24 protein-coding genes and 2 pseudogenes are annotated in these 20,336 nt (G+C 45.7%); 6 read left to right on the top strand and 20 right to left on the bottom strand.

Annotated elements, in window-relative coordinates:
* Positions 1-574 precede the first annotated feature (574 nt).
* The 4 genes from DW826_RS16020 to DW826_RS16000 all read left to right on the top strand — a co-directional run bounded on the left by DW826_RS16020 (position 575) and on the right by DW826_RS16000 (position 3,678).
* On the top strand, positions 575-1,015 hold the full coding sequence (locus DW826_RS16020; protein ID WP_117553198.1) for an RNA polymerase sigma factor: 441 nt from the start codon (positions 575-577) through the stop codon (positions 1,013-1,015).
* Positions 996-1,256 (top strand): helix-turn-helix domain-containing protein, encoded by a 261-nt coding sequence (locus DW826_RS16015; RefSeq protein ID WP_117553197.1) that lies wholly within the window; start codon positions 996-998, stop codon positions 1,254-1,256. The genes DW826_RS16020 and DW826_RS16015 overlap by 20 nt, the downstream gene beginning before the upstream one ends.
* 417 nt (positions 1,257-1,673) lie before the next feature.
* On the top strand, positions 1,674-1,901 hold the full coding sequence (locus DW826_RS18905; RefSeq protein ID WP_004613661.1) for a transposon-encoded TnpW family protein: 228 nt from the start codon (positions 1,674-1,676) through the stop codon (positions 1,899-1,901).
* Positions 1,902-2,001: 100 nt separating this feature from the next.
* Entirely contained in the window at positions 2,002-3,678 is a 1,677-nt protein-coding gene (locus DW826_RS16000; RefSeq protein WP_002569190.1) for a recombinase family protein, read from the top strand.
* A 63-nt stretch (positions 3,679-3,741) separates the two neighbouring features.
* Here the strand turns inward: DW826_RS16000 and DW826_RS15995 are convergent.
* The 3 genes and pseudogenes from DW826_RS15995 to DW826_RS15985 form a co-directional block, all read right to left on the bottom strand.
* Positions 3,742-3,924, bottom strand: a pseudogene (locus DW826_RS15995) (recombinase family protein); the annotation flags it as partial.
* 87 nt (positions 3,925-4,011) lie between these two features.
* A pseudogene (locus tag DW826_RS15990) lies at positions 4,012-4,224 on the bottom strand (type IV secretory system conjugative DNA transfer family protein); the annotation flags it as partial.
* Positions 4,225-4,330: 106 nt separating this feature from the next.
* Positions 4,331-6,226, bottom strand: a complete 1,896-nt coding sequence (locus DW826_RS15985; RefSeq protein WP_117553195.1) for an AAA family ATPase — start codon at positions 6,224-6,226, stop codon at positions 4,331-4,333.
* A gap of 89 nt (positions 6,227-6,315) precedes the next feature.
* Between DW826_RS15985 and DW826_RS15980 the strand changes: the two genes are divergently transcribed.
* Complete coding sequence (locus DW826_RS15980; RefSeq protein WP_055059684.1) at positions 6,316-6,735, top strand: nuclear transport factor 2 family protein; 420 nt, start codon at positions 6,316-6,318, stop codon at positions 6,733-6,735.
* 76 nt (positions 6,736-6,811) lie between these two features.
* On the opposite strand, the gene mobQ is transcribed toward DW826_RS15980, so the two are convergent.
* The 11 genes from mobQ to DW826_RS15925 form a co-directional block, all read right to left on the bottom strand.
* The gene (gene mobQ, locus DW826_RS15975) at positions 6,812-8,311 is read right to left on the bottom strand and encodes a MobQ family relaxase (RefSeq protein ID WP_242994125.1); all 1,500 of its coding nucleotides are present in this window, start codon (positions 8,309-8,311) and stop codon (positions 6,812-6,814) included.
* Between the two features lie 242 nt (positions 8,312-8,553).
* Positions 8,554-8,847, bottom strand: coding sequence for a DUF3847 domain-containing protein (locus DW826_RS15970; RefSeq protein ID WP_112091127.1), 294 nt, complete (start codon positions 8,845-8,847; stop codon positions 8,554-8,556).
* Between the two features lie 82 nt (positions 8,848-8,929).
* A complete protein-coding gene (locus DW826_RS18730; RefSeq protein ID WP_242994124.1) occupies positions 8,930-9,760 on the bottom strand; it encodes a hypothetical protein in 831 nt (276 codons plus the stop codon).
* Positions 9,761-9,865: 105 nt separating this feature from the next.
* A complete protein-coding gene (locus DW826_RS15960; RefSeq protein WP_117553194.1) occupies positions 9,866-10,162 on the bottom strand; it encodes a hypothetical protein in 297 nt (98 codons plus the stop codon).
* A 133-nt stretch (positions 10,163-10,295) separates the two neighbouring features.
* A complete protein-coding gene (locus DW826_RS15955; protein WP_117553193.1) occupies positions 10,296-10,487 on the bottom strand; it encodes a transposon-encoded TnpW family protein in 192 nt (63 codons plus the stop codon).
* Positions 10,488-10,566: 79 nt separating this feature from the next.
* Entirely contained in the window at positions 10,567-12,441 is a 1,875-nt protein-coding gene (locus tag DW826_RS15950) for a recombinase family protein (protein WP_117553192.1), read from the bottom strand.
* Between the two features lie 23 nt (positions 12,442-12,464).
* A complete protein-coding gene (locus DW826_RS15945) occupies positions 12,465-12,839 on the bottom strand; it encodes a conjugal transfer protein TraG (protein ID WP_117553191.1) in 375 nt (124 codons plus the stop codon).
* Entirely contained in the window at positions 12,836-13,312 is a 477-nt protein-coding gene (locus DW826_RS15940; RefSeq protein ID WP_117553190.1) for a PcfB family protein, read from the bottom strand. Before DW826_RS15940 ends, DW826_RS15945 begins: the two co-directional genes overlap by 4 nt.
* A 222-nt stretch (positions 13,313-13,534) precedes the next feature.
* Positions 13,535-14,929 carry a hypothetical protein gene (locus DW826_RS15935; RefSeq protein WP_117553189.1) on the bottom strand — a complete coding sequence of 465 codons (1,395 nt, stop codon included), beginning with the start codon at positions 14,927-14,929 and terminating at the stop codon, positions 13,535-13,537.
* Between the two features lie 34 nt (positions 14,930-14,963).
* Positions 14,964-15,629 carry a hypothetical protein gene (locus tag DW826_RS15930; protein WP_117553188.1) on the bottom strand — a complete coding sequence of 222 codons (666 nt, stop codon included), beginning with the start codon at positions 15,627-15,629 and terminating at the stop codon, positions 14,964-14,966.
* A gap of 100 nt (positions 15,630-15,729) precedes the next feature.
* A complete protein-coding gene (locus DW826_RS15925; RefSeq protein ID WP_330593135.1) occupies positions 15,730-16,092 on the bottom strand; it encodes a hypothetical protein in 363 nt (120 codons plus the stop codon).
* 169 nt (positions 16,093-16,261) lie between these two features.
* Between DW826_RS15925 and DW826_RS15920 the strand changes: the two genes are divergently transcribed.
* A complete protein-coding gene (locus DW826_RS15920; protein ID WP_035779437.1) occupies positions 16,262-16,468 on the top strand; it encodes a helix-turn-helix transcriptional regulator in 207 nt (68 codons plus the stop codon).
* Positions 16,469-16,520: 52 nt separating this feature from the next.
* Here the strand turns inward: DW826_RS15920 and DW826_RS15915 are convergent, their stop codons facing one another.
* Genes DW826_RS15915 through DW826_RS15895 form a run of 6 tightly spaced genes read right to left on the bottom strand, consistent with a single transcriptional unit; the run spans position 16,521 to position 20,246 of the window.
* On the bottom strand, positions 16,521-16,850 hold the full coding sequence (locus DW826_RS15915) for a DUF6050 family protein (protein ID WP_117553186.1): 330 nt from the start codon (positions 16,848-16,850) through the stop codon (positions 16,521-16,523).
* Positions 16,831-17,904 (bottom strand): DUF6017 domain-containing protein, encoded by a 1,074-nt coding sequence (locus DW826_RS15910; protein WP_117553185.1) that lies wholly within the window; start codon positions 17,902-17,904, stop codon positions 16,831-16,833. The genes DW826_RS15915 and DW826_RS15910 overlap by 20 nt, the downstream gene beginning before the upstream one ends.
* Positions 17,905-17,919: 15 nt before the next feature.
* Positions 17,920-18,798 (bottom strand): ParB/RepB/Spo0J family partition protein, encoded by an 879-nt coding sequence (locus tag DW826_RS15905; protein ID WP_117553184.1) that lies wholly within the window; start codon positions 18,796-18,798, stop codon positions 17,920-17,922.
* A complete protein-coding gene (locus tag DW826_RS15900) occupies positions 18,791-19,573 on the bottom strand; it encodes an AAA family ATPase (RefSeq protein WP_117553183.1) in 783 nt (260 codons plus the stop codon). The genes DW826_RS15905 and DW826_RS15900 overlap by 8 nt, the downstream gene beginning before the upstream one ends.
* A gap of 23 nt (positions 19,574-19,596) precedes the next feature.
* On the bottom strand, positions 19,597-19,773 hold the full coding sequence (locus DW826_RS18355) for a hypothetical protein (RefSeq protein ID WP_002582201.1): 177 nt from the start codon (positions 19,771-19,773) through the stop codon (positions 19,597-19,599).
* A complete protein-coding gene (locus tag DW826_RS15895; protein ID WP_117553182.1) occupies positions 19,773-20,246 on the bottom strand; it encodes a DUF6075 family protein in 474 nt (157 codons plus the stop codon). The genes DW826_RS18355 and DW826_RS15895 overlap by 1 nt, the downstream gene beginning before the upstream one ends.
* Positions 20,247-20,336: the final 90 nt, after the last annotated feature.

The raw sequence follows: 20,336 nt of genomic DNA, 5'->3' as shown, positions 1-20,336 counted from the left end.
GTTTCTTTATATTATTTTATCTAGCACAACAGGTTAATTTAATTAAAAGAGCCAGACGCACAGACGCAGAGCCGATAATATGCAGTTTGAAATACTGCTGTTATCGGCTCTTTTTTGATTTTAATTTGTGCCCCCAATAACCATATTGGAGCAAAATCAGAACTGTTGCTTGTCGTTCTTTGATTTCCGCAGCAGCTTTGAAAAATCAAAGCCGCCGTTTCTTTTTATCTTCTAATGAAATGACGCGGTATCACTGCTAAAAGCGGCGGCTAAAAGGAGGTAGCCGCCATGAAGCACATACCCTATCGACAAAATCCGACGGTCATTGACACATCAAAAAAAGCCCGACCACCGCCGGGAACATCTCTACCCTTGACTATGAACTGTCTAATCATCTAAATACTGCTTACAATACCCATACGCCTGTCCGGGCTTTTCGGACAGGCGTATTTTGCTGCTCAAAAAATTTTTTGAAAAAATTTCAAAAAATCTTCGGCGTTTTTCAAAAACGCCGTATTGCCCCGCGAAAAGGGGGAAGCACCACCAACTTTCCAACGAGAAAGGAGGTGAGAATGTGGAACCTAATAGCAGGGAGTTTTACAAACAATGTGCTTTTCAGAAGTTTTGTAATACGGTGCTGCACAATGAAGCGTGTGACGCTCACAGGGAGCTGCACAGGCATAAGGCAAGGGAAGTCACCTTTTCCGATTTGCCCTTAGACGAAGCGCGGCAGCTTCATACCTTTGATGAATATTTCAAACGGGAAACCGCCGAAACCGTCTTTGAGAAAGCCGGGAAGAAAATCACGCCGAAGCTGCTTCTTGAAGCAATCCGTACTTTGCCGGAAGAAAAGCGCAAAGCCGTACTCCTGTACTATTTCGAGGGAATGAACGACACCGAGATTGCGGAGATGTTCAACACGTCGAGAAGCACGATACAGTACAGGCGGACAAGCTCTTTTGAGAAATTAAGAAAATATCTGGAGGAAAATGCTGATGAATGGGACGAATGGTAACGAACCCGGCTACCCGGAAAACGCCCTTATTCCCTATTCTGTCATTGTGGCAGCGACAAAGGGCGACCCGGACGCTATGAAGATTGTCTTGCAGCATTTCAGCGGCTACATAGCCCGCCTCTCCATGCGGAAGCTGTACGACGAGCGTGGGAACGTCTATTTCGGCGTAGACCACGACATTCGGGAACGGCTGCAAGCAAAACTGATGATGGCTGTCCTCACCTTTAGGACAGAGGAATAACCCCAACGGCGGCGGGACGCTTTCTCTCACCCCCTTTTCCGTTCCGCTGCTGACGCGGGCAGTACAGCCATTTTGAACCTTGAAAAAGAAAGCGGCGCAAGATAACGGCGGCGCAGCATAGGGCAAATCGGATACGTTCCTTTTGCGTCGAGCCATACGGCGGGTGCGCCATGACGCTATCCCGGTGGGAGTATTCCCGCCCGGACAGCCGAGCGACCAACACCGCGCCGGAAAGCAAGTGTAGCGGCTTGCGGGCGACGACACGCAGAATATACAATGATACTTCCTTACAGCCACAGTCCGAGCGTTAAGAGCGTCGCAGGCAATGGGTAGGGCTGCATGAGAACCATGCCGGGGTGAAATTCCCATGAGGTTATGCTAATAACCGTCCGATTAAAGCCTTTGTTTTATTGAATAGTGGACTTGCTGCTATTCATAGACTATATTATATGTTTGCGAAAGAAAGGGGGATTTTCTTTGACGCAAAACCAAACGCCCGTTACCACAACGGAGCATAAAATAGGAAAAGTTACTTACCTTGTATGTTCGTCCGCAAGTGAACGCGCAACGGACACACTGGATAAAAAGATAAAAAAACTCATTCGCAAAGACATGGAACTGAACCCCGCAAACGCCCGGAAATAGGGCGTTTCTTCACATTTTATACATGACACAGGCAGCGGTATGTGGTATAATATAGACAGTACAAATACCATGCTTGTCTGTCGTCGGAAAGGAGGACAAAATGTTACAGACAGACAAGATTACCGCTTTATATTGCAGATTGAGCCAGGAAGATATGCAAGCCGGGGAAAGCGAGAGCATACAGAACCAAAAACTGATTTTACAAAAGTATGCTGACGAACACCACTTTTTCAACACGCGCTTTTTCGTAGACGACGGATTTTCCGGCGTGAGCTTTGAGCGTGAGGGGCTTCAAGCCATGCTGCATGAGGTTGAAGCCGGGAACGTGGCGACCGTCATAACAAAAGACCTTTCCCGTCTGGGACGTAATTATCTGAAAACCGGGGAGCTGATAGAGATTGTCTTTCCCGAATATGAAGTGCGCTACATTGCCATTAACGACGGTGTAGACACAGCAAGGGAAGATAACGAGTTTACCCCTCTGCGGAACTGGTTCAACGAGTTTTACGCCCGCGACACCTCAAAGAAAATCCGGGCTGTCAAACAGGCAAAGGCGCAGAAAGGCGAGCGCGTCAACGGCGAAGCTCCTTACGGCTACCTTATCGACCCGGATAACCGCAATCATCTGATACCCGACCCGGAAACGGCGCACGTCGTAAAACAGATTTTTGCAATGTATGTACGGGGCGACCGTATGTGTGAAATCCAGAACTGGCTGCGGGACAATGAAATACTGACCGTCGGGGAACTGCGCTACCGCAGGACAGGGAGCAAACGCCACCCCCGCCCACAGCTCAACGCATGGTACAACTGGCCGGATAAGACGCTGTACGACATTCTGACAAGGAAAGAATATTTAGGGCATACCATAACCGGGAAAACCTACAAGGTATCTTATAAGTCGAAAAAGACGAAAAAGAACCCGGAGGAAAAAAGGTATTTCTTCCCCAACACTCACGAACCTTTGATTGATGAAGAAACCTTTGAACTTGCACAGAAGCGGATTGCCACCCGGCAACGCCCGACAAAGGTTGATGAAATTGACCTGTTTTCCGGGCTGCTCTTTTGCGGGGACTGCGGCTACAAAATGTATGCAGTACGCGGAGCCGGGACGCTTGAACGGAAACACGCCTACACTTGCGGCAACTACCGCAACCGGGCAAGAAATGATATGCTCTGCACTACGCATTATATCCGCAAAAGCGTATTGAAAGAACTTGTCCTTGCAGACTTGCAGCGAGTAACGTCTTATGTGAAAGAGCATGAACAGGAGTTTATCGAAACAGCCAACGAGTGCAGCGCAAAGGCAGTACAAAAGACGCTGACACAGCAGCGGAAAGAGCTTGACAAGGCGCAGAACCGTATTAACGAGCTGAACATCTTATTCCGCAAGCTCTACGAGGACAACGCTTTAGGGAAACTTTCAGATGAACAATTTGCTTTTCTGACTTCCGGCTATGATGAAGAAAAAAAGACGCTGACCCGGAGGATTGCGGAGCTGTCACAGGAAATCGACAACGCCACCGAGCGCAGCGCGGACGTAAAAAGGTTTGTCGCACTGGTACGCAGATACACAGCGATTGAAGAACTGACCTACGAAAACGTCCATGAATTTATTGACCGTATTCTTATTCACGAACTGGATAAGGAAACGAACACCCGCAAAATCGAAATCTTTTATAGCTTTGTCGGCAGAGTTGATACAGGTGACAAGCCTACCGAAAGTATCTCCTATTTCAGACAGATAGGAGCCGACGTAAAGAGTTATGCTATCTAACATACATCAAAAAGAGGTAAGATAACACCCTCTGCAAAAAAGGTATCGTTATCTTACCTCAACAAAATTTGTACCACTATAACCGTCATCAGAGAAATGCCGGATATTCCGAAGCCCATGCTGTCGGGCATATTCCTCCAGATACATCTTCTGGTTCTGTATGCTGTTAGATTCGCCAGCCTGCTCGTCATCTCTGGAAAGTCTTTCATACAAGGCAGTAATCTTGATTGGTTCTTTTTTCGTCATGGTGTTCAACCTCCCTTCCATGGACAATCAATTACTTTTCGTTGTATGTAACGCTCCCTTTTTCTATCTTCTTATAGTGTAGCCATTCGGATCAGTGACAACATAAGACGAGTGCATCTGCATCAGGTTCGGCTTCACAAAAAAGCGAGTCTTACCGGAACCGGAACCACCGATAACAAGAATATTTTTATTTCTTGCATACTTCGGCTCTTTCGGTCTGCCGGACATCATCAGCCGTTCTGTCTGTGTCAGAAGAACATTATTTTCAAACACAGAGTCCATATATGGCTCTATGTCCTTGGCATTTCCCCATGAAGCGTTTTGTCAAGTGCTTTTTTGAGTTATTGACGCAAATTATCGTGAAAGTGCGAAAGTGCAAAGTGCAAAGGGTCTGCGTTTTGCACTTTCAGCTTGCGGGTTCGGGTGGCTGCTTCTTCTTGATGAAGTTGTACCATTGACCGCCGACACGCCTTGCGCCTAAAATGCCGCCCATGTTGCGCTTGGCGGTCTGTACCGTCCTCTCGGATATTCCGGCTTCGGCTGCGGCTTTTACAATGTCCTCGCTGGCAAGCTCTTTCCCGTCTGCAAGCAGGTCAAGTATCAGCCTTTCGGCTTGCTCGGTTTTGGTGGCGTTGTTGCCGCCCGCGCCGGACAGCAGTTCGTCGGCGGTGATGTCGTATTCGCCTATCCACGAAAAGCCCGTTTCCGGGTCAAGGCAAAAGGCAACGGGCTTGCCCTCCGGCGCAAGGGAAGATTTGTCATGGACGATAACGCGCACATTCGGTTCTCGCTTCACGCGCCCGATCAGCAGGACGCTCCTTGCTGCGGCGCGGAAGTCGATAGACCCTAAGCCCCGGTATGCGCTCTGCCCTCCGGCAGCTTTGTTGAGATGTCCGATAAGGATAACGGCGCACCCGGTACGCTCGGCAACATCGGCAAGGCGGCGGAACATGGGGCGCACTTCGTTTGCCCGGTTCATGTCGGTCTTTTCGCCCATGTACGCCTGTATGGGGTCAAGGATAATCAGACGCGCCCCGTTCTGCGTGATTGCCTTTTCTATGCGCTCGTCGGAGAGGGTAAGCTCCCGCTTGGCTTCATCAATCACAAGTACGCGGTCAAGGTCGGCTTCTGCTTCCATCAAGCGGGGCTTGACGGTATCGCCCAGCCCGTCCTCGGCGGTCTGGTAAATCACATTGAACGGCGGCAGGGGCTTCATGTTCGGAAGCTCCCGCCCGGTGGTGCAGGCGGCGGCAAGGCGTAGGGCAAAGGTGGTCTTGCCCTCGCCGGGATTGCCTTGCACAATGGTTACTTTCCCAAAGGGAATATACGGCTCCCATAGCCATTCAACGGTCTGTGTGTCCACCTCGCTCATACGGATAATCTCAACGGTTTCTTCCTGCGGCGGCTCTTTCAAGCCGTAAATCGCTTCCCGGATATACTTCCCGTCCGCGATTTCTCCCCGGCGCGTCTGCACCTCGTTCCAATCTTTGAAAAGTGGAATAAGACGGTGGACGGTCAAGCCCTCCGGCATAAGCTCCACAAGGCGGCTGCAAGCGTCGTTTCCGGCTTGGTCGCTGTCAAGGCAGAGGTAAACGGTCTTGATGTTCGGACGGTCAGAGAGGAAACGCAGCAGGGCTTTTTCTCCCACGCCGCCCAGTGCAAGGTAGCTTTGTTTCTGCCATTCCTTTTTGAACAGGCAGAGGAAAGATAAAAGGTCAATCGGTGCTTCAAAGACAAACAGCCTTTCGCCCTCGCCCCGGTAGCAGAAGTTAAAGGCTTTGTCGCTGCCTTTCACATCAAGCCGGAAGGTTCCCGCCGTTCCCTTGCTGTGGGCGTAGCGCGGTATTCCGTCCTCGTCCCGCCCTACGAATACGGCGTTGTGATGGGCGGCTTCCTCGTAAATATCGCCGCTGGAAATGAAAAAGCCCGTCACATCTTCATCAATGCGGCGGGCTTCGGTAAGATACCTTTTCACTTGTTCGGCGGTGGGGCTGCGGGGCGGCAATCGGAAGTCGGAGAGGGGCGCGGGGCTGTCCGGCGGTGGGGCTGCGCCTTTCTCTCCTGTGAGAAGTTCAACGGCTTCGGTAAAGCTCTTTCCGAAAAACTCCATGACAAAATCAACGGGGCCGCCGCCTTTGCTCTGGCTATGCCTGTACCACTTGTTTCCCCGGACGGTCAAGCTGTCGTGCCGTTTCCAACGGTATTCCTGTCCGGCGCGGGTAAGCTGCTCGCCCTGTGATTGCAGGAAAGAAACAAGGTCGGCTTGGTTGGCGTGGTCTATCTGTTCTTGGGTGTAATACATGGCTGATACCTCTCTTTCTGTGGTTGAATTGTTCATAGTTTTGATGTAGAATGAAACCGAAAAATCGGAAGTTAGTGAGGTGCTGGATTGTGAATGAAAGAGAAAAAAATATTCACTTATGGTTTGAAATGTGGCTTACAAAACAGGATTTAGGTATTGATAATATTTTTGCAGAAGATGTAATTTATACTGAAAGTTGGGGTCCAAAATATAATAACCGTCAAATCGTAAAACACTGGTTTCAGGAATGGAATACTCGTGGCAAAGTCGTTGCTTGGGAAATCAAACAATTTTTCCACAAAGGAAATCAGACGATTGTGGAGTGGTATTTCAAAAATGAAATGAACAATGGGAGCATAGAGGAATTTGATGGAATTTCCCTGGTTGAATGGACAAAGGATAATAAAATAAAATCATTGAAAGAGTTTGGCTGCAATTTGAATAATTATAATCCTTATGAGCATAGTGACCTGCCCGAATTTAGGGACGAAAGAGCAAGTTGGTTTTAATATTAGGAATCAATAGCGTCCATTTTATCGGAAAACATTTAGGACGGACAGGCAAAGTAGCTTGCCCGTCCTTTTCTTATCGCTCCTGTTCATGCCGCTTGGTGCGGCTCTGCATCTGCTCCGGTTGGTCGGCGCGGAGTGCAATATCCACGCACCTGCGGATTTTTTGAAGCTCGGCAACCTCGGCGCGGGTATCTTTCAGTTTGGTATAATCGCTGTCCCTCTGCGTTTTGAGGTCAGCATATTCCTGTTCCCATTCCGCAATAGGCAAGGTCTTTGTTCCTTTCGGCAGATTTGCATGGAGATAGCGGTTTGCCGCGTCCCATAGGGTAAGCTCGGCGCGGCGGGCTTCTGCAAACTTCTCCTGTTTTCCTTTCCAGCGGATTTGCCGGTACTCGTCCTGTATGGGCTTGTACTCTGTGTAGCTCTTCCCGTATTCAATTAGCTTTTGCAGCTTCTTCATGCGTTCCTCAGCGGTTTTCATTCCCTCCCGGATTGAATAGGCTTTATCGCTGACAGAGGAAAGAGAAGCGTCCAGCTCGTCAAGGGTCGAGATACTATGCTCGGAGAGATAGTTGACCGCTGCCGCTATGGTTTTCAATTCATCGGTTGCGTGCTGCTGTTGCCAACTCTGCGAATACTTCCGGCTCTTTTCTCTCTGAACGCTCAAATACTTCATCAACAGATTTGCAAGGTTGGGAGATTGCGGCGGCTGCTCCGGGGCGGTTTCCCGCGCTTTGAACAGGTCAGCAATCCATTCCTTGAGCTTGCTAATCTGCGCCCGGATTTCCCGGATAAGGCGGTTTGTCTTTTGAATACTGCGGTTCAGTTCGCCTTTCTCGGTGGCGATACCTTTCTTCTCCATCTGGCAAGCCGCCACGCCCATGTGGACGGTAGGCAGTTCGTCAATTCCTCTCTCGGCGTTGCTGCGGTGGTCGATGCGCTCCGGGCTTCCGTTCCTCTCCAAAAAGTCGTTGGTAAAGTCAGCCCATGCCTTGCGCCACAAGAGGGTGTTGTCCTTGTCGTTCCAGCCTGTAAGGTCAACTTTGTGGGTCTTGTATCTGCCGCTTGGCAAGCGAATACGCTCGCCGTTCTCGTCAAGGTCATATTCCTTTTTGGATTTCGCTGCCCATGTGCCGCGCTCGTCAAGGGGGCGCATGGTAAGCATGATGTGACAATGGGGGTTGCCGCTGTCGGTGTCGTGAATGGCATAATCAACGCACATTCCTCTGGAAACAAATTGAGAGGAACAGTATTCCCGGACAAGCCGGATCTGTTCCTCTCTGGATAACTCAATGGGGAGTGCTGCGTCAATCTCTCTGGCAAGCTGGGCGTTCCCGGCTTTCTCGTAAAGCTCCACGCTGTTCCACAAGGTTGAACGGTCAGAGAAAGAGGGCGGGGCATGGGGCGGCAGCATGATTTCTGTATGGACAACGCCGCCTTTGCGAGTGTAGTCATGTGTCATTCCGTCCCATTCGTTTGTCAGCTTTTCGCCGCTTCGGTAGGCGGCTGCGGCAACGGCTGATTTGCCTTTTCCTCGGCTCACAATGCCGATGTTCCAATGGTAAATGGCTATGGGTATCACCTCCCGGATAGGATAATAAAACCCGCAAAAATGGTACAGACGCCAAAGGCGGGGGTACTGTTTTTGTGGGTGTGCAGGGATAGCCGCGAAGCGGCGCAAGGGGTGCAGCCCCTTGTTGCGGCAAAGCCGCCATATCGGAGCGCGGGGAAATCTCCCTGTGCGGAGATAAGCCCTCGGCAGAGCGCACACGCCCGCAAGGGTGTATAAGTGCGCCCTTGTTGCCAAGGGATTATTTAGCTTGTCGCTCCCTCGGCTCGTTTTTTCAGATATTCCCGCGCTGGTTCACTCGTCAAGGCAAGCCGGAGAAGTGCTGTGGCTTCCTCGTCGGTCATGTTCTTTGCTTCCGGCACAATGCTTTCAAAGACTGCGCCCCGGACAATAAGGCGGTGGCTGCGCGTTCTGCGTTCCTCTTTGGATAGCTTCTGACGCAACATCTTTTCTCGGTTCTCAAACTGCCGGATTTTCTTCTTTCCGTCCTCAATCTCGGCTTGCAACTCCTCGCGGGTTTTCTCTCTTGGCTTTGTCATGGTTGGGCGCTCCTTTCTGCTCATACGCATAGAAAAAGGACAGTCGATTTTCTCGGCTGCCCTTGTGGGTGGCTATTCAATTTTAGTCTGCTGTTTTCAAATATATAAAATAGCTTGCTGTTCCGCCATAGCCATTTTCAGTATTCCATTCAGCTGTTACTTCATAAATATATCCGCCCAGTTTAAGAGTGAGTACGTTTCCAACAATAGTTACATCTTCGCTGTTTGTAGCAGGCTCTCCCCAATGTTCGTCACTCCAGCACTGCACACTTAAAATTGTATCTGGGTCTTCTGTAAATCTTAATGTAGCTGTTGTTTCTGTTGTTTCAAATGGCGGGGACAACAGATCCTTGCACTCTAACGGGTGTGGGCTATCAGCTATTGTGCTTTCAGCAGTTCCGTCAATATTTGTTTTTTGCCACGAATAAGTTCCTAATACTGCACCGATAGCGGTTTCGTCACTCACAACGCTTAATGTGGGCGGTTCTTCCAAAATTATATTGGCAGTCCCAGAGTTTAGTAATTCATTTGCATAGCTGTTGAGTGCTTCACATGGCTCATATTTTGTCTTATAACCGATACCGTCAATGACAATAAATGGGTTATACGCCATAATATCTGTTTGTGTACCGTCTACCATAGTCAAGGTAAAAACAACGCCTTGTCCAGCATACTCTGTGTAAGAATTATCCTCATTATAGACAACAACATCATTCAAATATTCAACTAATTCTTGGATATTTTCAATCTCAATCGTTTTGTCTGGCGGTGTTAATAACACTTTAGCGGAAACAATCTGCGCTGCGTCCAAATTCTTATACGGTTTTTTCCCCTGTTGTGAAAAAAATACGATTACCGCGATACCTACTAAAATGATACAAGCTATTGCAATCATCAATCTCTTTTTTCTCATGGAACAAGCCTCCTGTTCTTCTCTGTTACTTGTATAGACGAAAAAATTGAAAGGAAGTTTCACTATCTATAAATATCATAGCACATGGTTATGAATAAATCCACCTCATTTCAGCCTGTCAGTGGCCTTGTTTTCTCTGGCAGACCGCCGCGCAGCTTCCCGCCGTTCCTCGTTGTATGGGGCGGTCAGACGGAAAGAGAAACGCCCCTTTGCAATATCAAACTCCATGCAGTCCGTTTCGGGGTCTGCGTCGGTCTGGCGGCACTGGTCGGGGTGCTGTCCGGCGTAGGCGGCAAGCCGCTTCTTTAAGTCGGTGTTGTGGGTGCGGATATGGATAAGGGGGTCTTTCTCGTCAAACCAAATATCGGTGGTCTTTTCCTGCTTCGTAAGCCCTGTTCTCATAAACTCTCCTTTCTGCGCCCCTGTTACGCAATAGGGGCATTTTTCGGGTGTTTTTCCCGGCTCTTGACTTGGGGAAAATGAGGATTTTCAAATAGAAACCGCCCAGACGGGGAGTGTATCGTCGGGGCGGCTGTTATCGCAAGATTTCCGTTTTTTCCGGCTCTTGACCGTCAGACGCGGATAAACGCGAGCTGTCGGCAAGTGCCAGTTTGAGCAGCTTGTCGCGGAATGTTTCTGTGCTGCTGTGATTGAAAAATAACTCCGCAACAATGGTCTGCCCGTTCCTCTGGGTCGTGATGATACTGTCGGGGGTATGTTCTGCCATAGGCGGCTCCTTTCTTTGGGCGCAAAAGAGGGATTTCCCGTAGTTCGGAAAATCCCTCTTGGTTGACGGTTATTCTGTTTTACTGTGCGGGCTGTGCTCCGGCTGCCTGCGCCTTTCTCCTTGCCCTGTATTCCCGCGCTTTCATGCGGTCATACTCCCGCTGCGTTTCAAGGTTTCTCGCCCGGTACTCCCTTGAATACTGCCGATGATAGGCGCGGCTCTTTTCCTTTTTGGCTTCTTCGATTTCCTCCCGCATTTGCCGGATTTCCTGCTCGGTCGGCTCTGCAAGCTGCGTCACTTCATTCTCAAACTTGCCGATATAATTGAAATATATGCTGATGTGCTGGATTGCGTATCTCGCCCTTTTCTGGTCGCGCTCATGCACTTCAATCCGGCTGATAAACTCGTTGAGAATGGTGGGGGTCAGGTCGGTAAAGGCAGCATGGCGTTCCGTCAGCTTCAAAAACTTCTGCGCCCGTCCTCCCGCGTTCTCATAAGCGGATAGCTGCTCTTGGAGCGTGGCAAGCTCCGCTTTCAGCGCATAGTATTCTTCCGAATACTTCTGCGACATCTGCTCATAACGGTCTTGCGGGATCGTGCCGAGGGCGTTGTCCTCATAGAGCTTATTCAGCACCTTGTCAATCTGTTCAAGGCGCGTCGTGATTTGCGGAATACGCTTCTGCTGCTTCTTGGTCTGGTCGGTCTGCTGCATGGCAAGGTTCTTTTTCACTAAGGCTTCAAACTCCGCCCGGTTGCTGATGGAATAGTCCTCGATTTTCTTCAGCACTTCCGCGATGGTCTGCATGAGCAAATCCGCGTCCATGATGTGCGGGGAGCTGCACTTGGGATTTTTTGCTTTTCCCTTGTGGTACTCGCTGCAATAGGCAACGTGCCGCTTGCTGCCGTATCTGTAATCTATTCGGATGTGCATTTTTGCGCCGCAGTCCTTACAGAAAAGTAAGCCCGACAAAGGGTGGATTTCCCCGTCCCCGTTGGGGCGTTTGACGGGTGCGTTTTCCAAAATCCGCTGTACGGTTTCAAAATCGCTGCGGCTGATAATCGGCTCATGCACATTTTCTGTGATGTGCCACTGGCTCCGGTCTACATAGTGGTTATGTTTATCCCGGAAATGCTTTGTAGTCTTGAAGTTGACTACATCGCCGCAATACTCCTGCCGTGTGAGGATATTGGTCAAGGTGGCTTTGTTCCACTTGCAGCGGTTATCCTCGTTGAGCGTCTTATTTTTACAGGTTCCCCGCCCGCGGTCTTTCATGTAGAAAGTGGGGGACGGGATTTGTTCCTGTGTCAGATATACGGCGATTTGGTTTCGGTTTTTCCCGTCCAAAAACAGACGGAAAATAAGGCGTACAACCTCGGCGGCTTCCTCGTCGATTATCCAAAAGTCCTTGTTATCCGGGGCTTTGATATAGCCGTAAGGGGCTTCGGTGACAATCGGCTTTCCACTCATGCCTTTGGTCTTAATGCCCGTTTTCACTTTCTTGCTGATGTCCTTTGCATACCACTCCGACATGATATTGATAAAGGGCGCAAACTCCAATGTGTCGGGCTTCTCGCTGTCAATGCCGTTGTTGACCGCGATAAAGCGCACATTGTTCCGTCTGAATATCTCCATCGCATTGCCTACTTGGAGATAGTCGCGCCCCCAGCGGGTAAGGTCTTTCATAATGCAGACACCGATTTTCCCGTTTTCCACATCGTCCATCATGCGGGAGTAGGCGGAACGGTCAAAAAATCTGCCGCTTTCGTCATCGTCGATGTAGTGCCGGATATTGGTCAGGTGCTGCCCTCTGGCATAGTTCTCCAAAAATATTTTTTGGTTCTGTATGCTGTTGCTCTCGCCGCCGTCCCTGTCCTCGTCGCCCACGGAAAGGCGGGAGTAAAGGGCTGTAATTTTGCTATAATCAGTCATGTGCATAACCTCCTGTGCGTCCATGTATGTGTCATTTACACTTAAAATTATGCACTCCACCTTGCGGAACCGTATTCTACACCCTGCCGGAACTTCTTGGCATTCTTGGCTTTGTAATACACCACAAGGCGGAGCGCTATGCCGCCTGCCACACCAATCAGTAAATCTCTTGGGTGGAAGCTGGGCAAAGGATTGGCAAACAGCTTATCAAAACGGTTCATGACTGCCATCATCTTATCAGAAGCATTTGTACCTTCTGATACTCTCCACATCCATGCAACCTTATCACAGAAATATCCAACAAAGATATAGGGCAGATTCAAAAGCACCAGCTTCTTGGTATCCATACCGCCTGCTTTTGCTTTCAGATTTTTCGGGATAGCCTTCAGGTCTTTGGTTATGCCTTCAATGATGTTACTCAAAGGCTCTGCACCCTGTCCTTATTCTTTTCCCGGCTCCGTTCTCTGTTCTTATTCTGTGATACTGCATCCCTGAAGCGTTTCAGTTTCTCCCTTACGGAAGTTCTGCTCTTTCGTTTCTCATTACCATAAACAAATTCCTTGAATGCCTGTGCTACTGCATCGGCATCCCTGCCCTTGAAAAATACCACATATTTCGGCGGGGCCGTTGTCTTGTCTTTCTTGACGGCGAAATCAACATTATATTTACGAGCTACCCGCTCAAAGGATTTGATATTGCCGTCCGTCACTTCGATAGACGAAACTCCCACACCTTCGCCAACCAGCTTTTTCACAGAAGTTTTACCATGCGTTTTCTGTGCTTTCTGCCTGCGGTGGTTCAAATACATCCGCATTGCAGCCTTCAAGACGTTGGCATCCAGTTTAGCGGTCTTAATTACAAGAGCGATTGTTTTCTGCGTTACTTCCTCTTGCATAAGTACCTCCGATCTGCATCTTCCTGTGCGTATGCTTCGCTAAGGCGGAACATACAGCCGATGTAATAAATACCTCATAATTCTCCTTTCCGCTTCTGGACATCGTGTCCAAAAGCAATAAAAAAAGGCAGCTACAAATCTCTCGACTTATAACTGCCCTGACGCTGTTTCTTTTATAATCTGTTTCAAATCAGCAACTTCAAACTTACTTTGAAATTTTGATTACCAATTTCTTATTTTACATGCCCCCAACTTAATCAATTCACTATACTTTTCTTCACGTAACATTTCTTCAAGCTTTTCCCTCATATTCACTTCTCTTGAATCAATCTTCCTTGTATTAAATAGATTGATAATGAACTGTTCAACAACTTTATCATCTAAAGTTTGAATTTCACTTTCCCCAAATTTATAAAGAATGTAATAGTAAAAGATGCTATGTTCTCCTATATTTTCTCCATTTATCTTTATTTCATCACTTCCAATATTGTCCTCAACAAATCTTTTAAGCCCTCTCTTATGAATGACATCCGTATTTAATAAGTCTTGTAATTGATTTAGTACAAAATCAACCACATATTGATTACCACCATGAATTCCTGCCACTCCTTTACCCAATATATGAAGAATATCTAAAACAAAGAGATTATAGTTAATATGTTGATTTTGGGGCATCATTACATGACATTGCAATCCCCCAATTTCCTGTGCCGGAAAATCAGTACTCTCACTCATTCCATTAATCATGTCTGAAACAATATCATTATAGTCATGAACACATAAACATTCACGCTCTCTATTTCCTGAACCATCAATGTTAATCTTTTGCAATATGCAATTATTCTCACAAAATGTTGGTATATGTTTACATACCTTTATATCATATACTGCAACTCCAAAAATATCCACTAATACACTAATGCCACCTTGATTATCAATATAAGCTAACATAGCATGACTTCCATCATGACAAAATTCGCTAAATTTGTCGAGTAGCATTTTATCTGTGACCATTTTTACAACTTGGTCATTGCCACCGTCTAGAATATAGGCTATTATATCTGAAAAATCCTCGTATTTATCTTCCACTTTATTTTTCAGACAATACCATTCATATGCGATCTTCGCCACTTGCCTATGCATCGCTTCACTAAAAAAGACCTCATACTTAAGTGGAATATGTGATTCTATCACTTGAGTATTTATATCTATTTGTTCAATATCGCCTTTATTAGTCTTTTTTGATTTTGCTATCTGTTCAATCTTTTCATACGGTCCAAATGCTGACTCATTATTCTCACTCCACAGAATTTTCTTGTTTATAAAATCATGTTCTTTGACCACCTTTTTATCATGATATCGTATCCCTGCAATCACATAATCTGCTTCATAAGTCGGAAAATGATTACTTTTTTTCGATTTAATATTTAAATAATTCAATAGAAAGGCTAATTTCTCAGCCACCTCTGATTCAAATTTTTTTGTCATTCCACTATTATGCTCCACATGACACACACACTTGTTTATTATCCTTGATGCGGTTAATGCATCTGGTATAATATCTGAATCAGACAAATCTTTGGAAGTTCCACAATAAATACATTTTGGTTCACCCATATTTTTTTCTCTCCCTTTCGTAACGCATAACTTTTTAATAATTATCAACAATATTATCTAAAATCACCGATAAAAAATCTGCATACATCATTCCATCTTTTATCTTTACATCATCCAGCATCAATGCCTGAAACAAAACATCACCCACATTCTCCAGTCTTACCATTTCATATTCTTTTTCAGTAAAACCTTCCACCTGCCAATCCTGCACAGCAGCTTCTTTTCTTGCCACCAGACAATGCGTATATAGTGCCATGATATATTTATCCGACATCAGAAAGGCGTATGTTTCGTTCCCCTGATATGTATATCGGCACTTTTCCAGATTTTCTTGCGGTATATCAAAATAACATCTGACCGTTTCCAAATATACATCTCCATTATACTGCGGCTTTAGCTTCTTTGCATACCTTCTGATTGTTGCAAATATATTATTTCTTTCCATAGCTGTCTTGGTTCTCTTAAATACGGGTTTTTTCCCTCGCAGGTCCATATAAACATTATTAAGGATAGTCTTTCCGGCATACTGCTTGTAATCACCTATCCGTAACAAATACGATAATACCTCCAGCAGTTTCTCCTTTGATGTTATCTCCTGATACGAATAATCTCCAAATTCAATATGATCCAGCTTCAAAGGGCAGCTCCCCTTCGCTATCTCACGCTCCATTACCCTGTTAATATCTCTCATTGATTCCATCTATATATCTCTCCTTCCCGCTTCTGGACATCGTGTCCAAAAGCACAAAAAAAGCAGCTACAAGTATTTCACTCATAACTGCCCTAACGCTGTTACCTGATTATTCTATTCCTGCCGTTTTTGCAAATCCGGCTTTTCTATTCATAAGTTCCTCTTGTTTCTCCTTTGGCAGACACTGGAATATCTCATTATATCCCATTCCTGCCATTGGTGTTCCTTTTGCCAGAAGGAACAGCTGCGTGTCAAACCATTCCTCCCACAAGTTTTCAAACATGCTCCGGCTATCCGTAAAGGTAATTGCATCTTCAAAACCTTGCGGTGGTCTATAATACTGTAACTTGACAAAACCATATCTTCCAGCATCCACAACAAGTATATTTTCAATCTCATACAGCTCTGCAAAAGCATCTGCAACTTTTCTGCATTTCTCCCTTTCATCGTCTGTAATGTATTTTTCTTTCACGATTAACCATCCTCCTGTTTCAAAACCACACTACCTGCATCTATATCCTCAATCTCCAGAAATAAACCATTATTGTCTTTACCATTTACATACTTTATGGTGCTTACACGCACCATATTATTATAAGTTCCCTGCCATTAAAATACAAGGTAGGAAAGGAGTTGCCTATATGATTAAATATGATCCACTTTGGCAAACGCTTAAGGCTAAGAACATCAGTCAGTATCAGCTCATTAAAGATTACGGCATTGACAAAGCACAGCTTCAGCGACTCCGGCAAAATATGGTAGTAAAGACCATTATTCTGAACAGGCTATGTCAGATACTTGACTGCCGGATTGAAGATATTATGGAATATGTTCCAGATGACAAGTAGAGGTATTGTTCATGATTGATTGACAATGCCTTTTTTGTTGCTCTTTTTTCTTTTACACCTTTGGACATTGTGTCCAGAAGTGTCCTGCTATTACTTTTATTATCTCCGTAAATATAACGATAATCCTCACAAGAACAATAATACCACCAATCAGACCTCCAACGATACAATTCAGTGCCAGTATTCCCATACTTCCTGCAATTCCAAAATTCTTCGGCACAAGAAACATACACATTTTTCTGATACCGTAGGGGCATCCTACCAAAATCCAATAAAGGAAATAATCAAACCCTTCTGCTTTATTGCAAACCTGATAACAGGTAATCATCCACAGAACAAGAACGCATACCGGAAGAATTATTTTAAACAATGCCTTTTTCATGCCAGCCACCTCCGTACATATCGTGCTGCACTTCCTGCTGATAATAATGGTTTATCGTTGAGGGTGCGTTATAAAGAGCAGTAACCATATATGCCTTGATATTTGTTATTTTCGTATTCGTATCGTGCATACAGCCAATCACATACTCCAGATGTCCACTGTTCAGCTTCAGGAATTTAGATTTTACAAGCTCATAAGGATAATCCTCCCCTGCAATCCGGATTGTTGTACGCTTTACGCATACAACCTCACAGATAACCTCAAAGAGCTCCTCATACAAAGCCTTGTTCTGCCAGTCATCGTACTTCATGTGATGCTCATATTCGATGTTATCCTTAATCAGTTCTATGTATGCATTGACATCATCCATCAAATCAATCCTTTTTTCCGACTTACTCTCATTACCAGATTGATTGATAGGATTGGTATAACTTATATCAGTATAACTCTGGTTAGTTTGATTATAGTTAGTATAAATAGAGTCTGCTTTATGAACTTCTGCAAGTTCACTTTCTGAACCTCTTGAAGTCTGCATTGTGAACTTCTGGTGTTCTAAATCCTGAACCTCTTGAAGTTCAATTTCTGAACTTCTGGAAGTATGCATATTAGACTTCTTGAGGTTCAGTTTTTGAACTTCTGTGGATTTATCAGCATTATCGGTCTTTTCCTCTGTCTTTGCATCAGTAATTGTAGAAAAATTCTTCACATAAATTATGTCCGGCTTCCCAAGTCCACGGCGTTTCTTTTCAATCAGACCGATTCCGTTTTCGGTATCAAGCTCTTTCATAATCTTAATGCAGGTTGCCTTTGCACATCCCAAATCTTCCATAATAGCATCCACCGTATAAATAATGTACGCCCTGCTTTCATCATCCAGCCAGCCGTTTTTCATGGATAATGACATCCTGTCAAGCATCAGCCCATAGAGGAGCTTAGCATCACTACTAAGCCCCTTAAATCTCTCGTCTTTAATCAAAAGCCGGGGAACACGATAAAAAGAGAACTGCTCTGCTTCAATTCCGTAATAATAATCAAAGTTTATTGTATCGCCCACTTTACCGTGCCTCCTTTACTGCTTACTTTGCCATTCTTCCAATAGCTGATAGATAATGTTTTCTATATCCTCACTGGAATAATCCTCCGTAAAATATCTGCTGATTTTATCAGCCTTAATTGTAACTTTTCTTTCCTTTGGCTTTTCCTCTACCAATATAAGTTTTACCATTGGCAGAGTCAGCTCGCCGTTTTTCCCATATTCCTTTAACTTTGATGATTGGGTAGTCGATATAGATGCTCCCGTTTCTTCAAGAATGCCCTGCACCCATTCCTGTCCCTGCTCTGTCAGAAAGGATATGTCAACACCCTGTACCAGACCGATTTTTTTCTTATCAACCATATCCAGCAATTCATCTGACAGACGGGCAAGCCATATATAACGCTGAACCGTCTTGCCACTCTCTCCGGCTGCTTCTCCCACTTCATCAAGGCTGCTTCCTTTTCCCTTTTTTCCCTGATGCTTCATGGCTTCATACTTCATGGAATAGGCTCTTGCCTTTTCACTTGGGAGAATATCTTCCCTCTGGATATTGGTATCCACCATAATCACTGTAGCTTCATCATCATTGTAATCTCTGATAAACATAGGCATGGTGGAAAGACCTGCAAGCTCACAGCCATGTTTTCTGCGGTGTCCAGCGATTATCTCATAACCGCCCTCTGCCCTTGGTCTTGCAATACCGGGCATAAGTACACCATAGTTTCTGATGCTCTCCACTGTTTCCTGCATCTTTTCATCATCCAGCACCTTAAAAGGGTGTCCTTTGAACTCATAAAGCTCTGAAAGAGGTATCTCCTGTACCTGATCGGTGCCCGCTGTCATATCAGAAGCACCGAATAAATCATCAAAACTGTTTAACTTTACCTTTGCCGCACTTCCTGCCTTACTCATTGCCAAGCACCTCCTCCGTCAATGACTGATAGGCACTTGCCACTTTTCCCTTCGGGTCGTGCTGATAGATGCTGACACCCTCTGCCGAAATCTCGGCAGCTCTTACGGAAATCGGAATGCTATTCTCAAATATTCTTACTTTGCTGCCATAATTCTCAATCAGTAATGCACTAATGTCCTTTGCATAATTTGTCCTGCTGTCAACCATGGTCAACAATATGCCCTCAATAGACAGCTTCGGGTTAATCTGTCGTTTCACCTTACCAATGGTCTTGATAAGCTGTTCCAACCCCTTCACTGGCAGATATGCCGCCTGTACCGGAATTAAGATACTGTCTGCACAGGCAAATGCATTTATGGTTATCATGCCAAGTGAAGGCATACAATCAATCAGGATATAATCATATCGCTCTTTCACCTGCTCTATGTAGGAACGCATCACAAGCTCCCTGCTTATGACATTTACCAAGGATACCTCCAGACCGGATAATTCGATATTGCCGGGCATAAGGTCAATTCCTTCCTCATGCCTTAAAATCCCGTAATCATCTTCCATTTCCACATCATTGATGATATTCGCCATCACAGTCGCAAGAGTTTCCTCCAGCTTGTCCGGCTCTGTAAATCCCAAACTTGCAGTCAAACTGCCCTGTGCATCGGCATCTACAAGCAGAACTCTCTTTCCCTGCTTTGCTAATCCTATTCCCAAATTACTTGTTGTGGTGGTCTTTCCGACTCCACCTTTCTGATTTGCGATTGCTATTATTTTACACATGATACATTCTCCTTTACTCTCTGCTAACTTTCTGCTACATTAGTCTTTTTCACTTCTACATACGCTCTGTAAAACTTCTTTGTCCCTTTATTCGGGTATAAATCTGAAAACTCTGTCACTTCGATTTTGGAATTTCTTTGCAAAATCTTCCCAAACCATTTAATATCATTCTTTGTTCCCATCAATCGAACTTTTAACATCAATCTGCTCCTCCAAACAGGGCATACAGTTTCCGGTTATAGGTTGCATACTCCGGATACCGGATTTGTATTGCCTGCCAAAAATATGGTGCATAGGCACAGCAAAACAATTCTTCCACTGTGTACTGCCTGCACTCGTTAATCTGCTCCTCTGCGTCCGTGTAATCATCCACGCTTGGTGTGGCATTGCAATATAAATTAAATGCCATTCTGACTACTTTCACGCTTCCGCTGGTCTGCCAGCCTTCATGCAAACATTCTGTTTTTACACAGCCTGTTTTAAAATCATAAATGCGGTTCGCATTTCTTCTGGTATCATCGTTAATGCCAAGACAGTAGCAAAGTGCCTTGTGGTACACATCCTGATACCTTACTTCTTTTAATTTCTCGTAGTAGAATTTCTCATGTGCTTCGCTGATAAAAATAATTTCTTGGGCTTTTTCAGCTCCTGCTCCTAACGCTGTGTTTGTCATTGTATGACCTCCTTCTAAAGTGAATTGAAAAAGGCACTCCTAATGGAATGCCCTAATATCAAAAATAGGCTTCGCCTATTCAACTCCCCT

It is taken from the genome of Clostridium sp. AM34-11AC, assembly GCF_003435375.1.
GTDB classification, from domain to species: Bacteria; Bacillota; Clostridia; order Lachnospirales; family Lachnospiraceae; genus Pilosibacter; species Pilosibacter fragilis.
The sequence above is the reverse complement of the archived record's forward strand: the minus strand, read 5'-3'. Positions and strand labels throughout refer to the sequence as shown.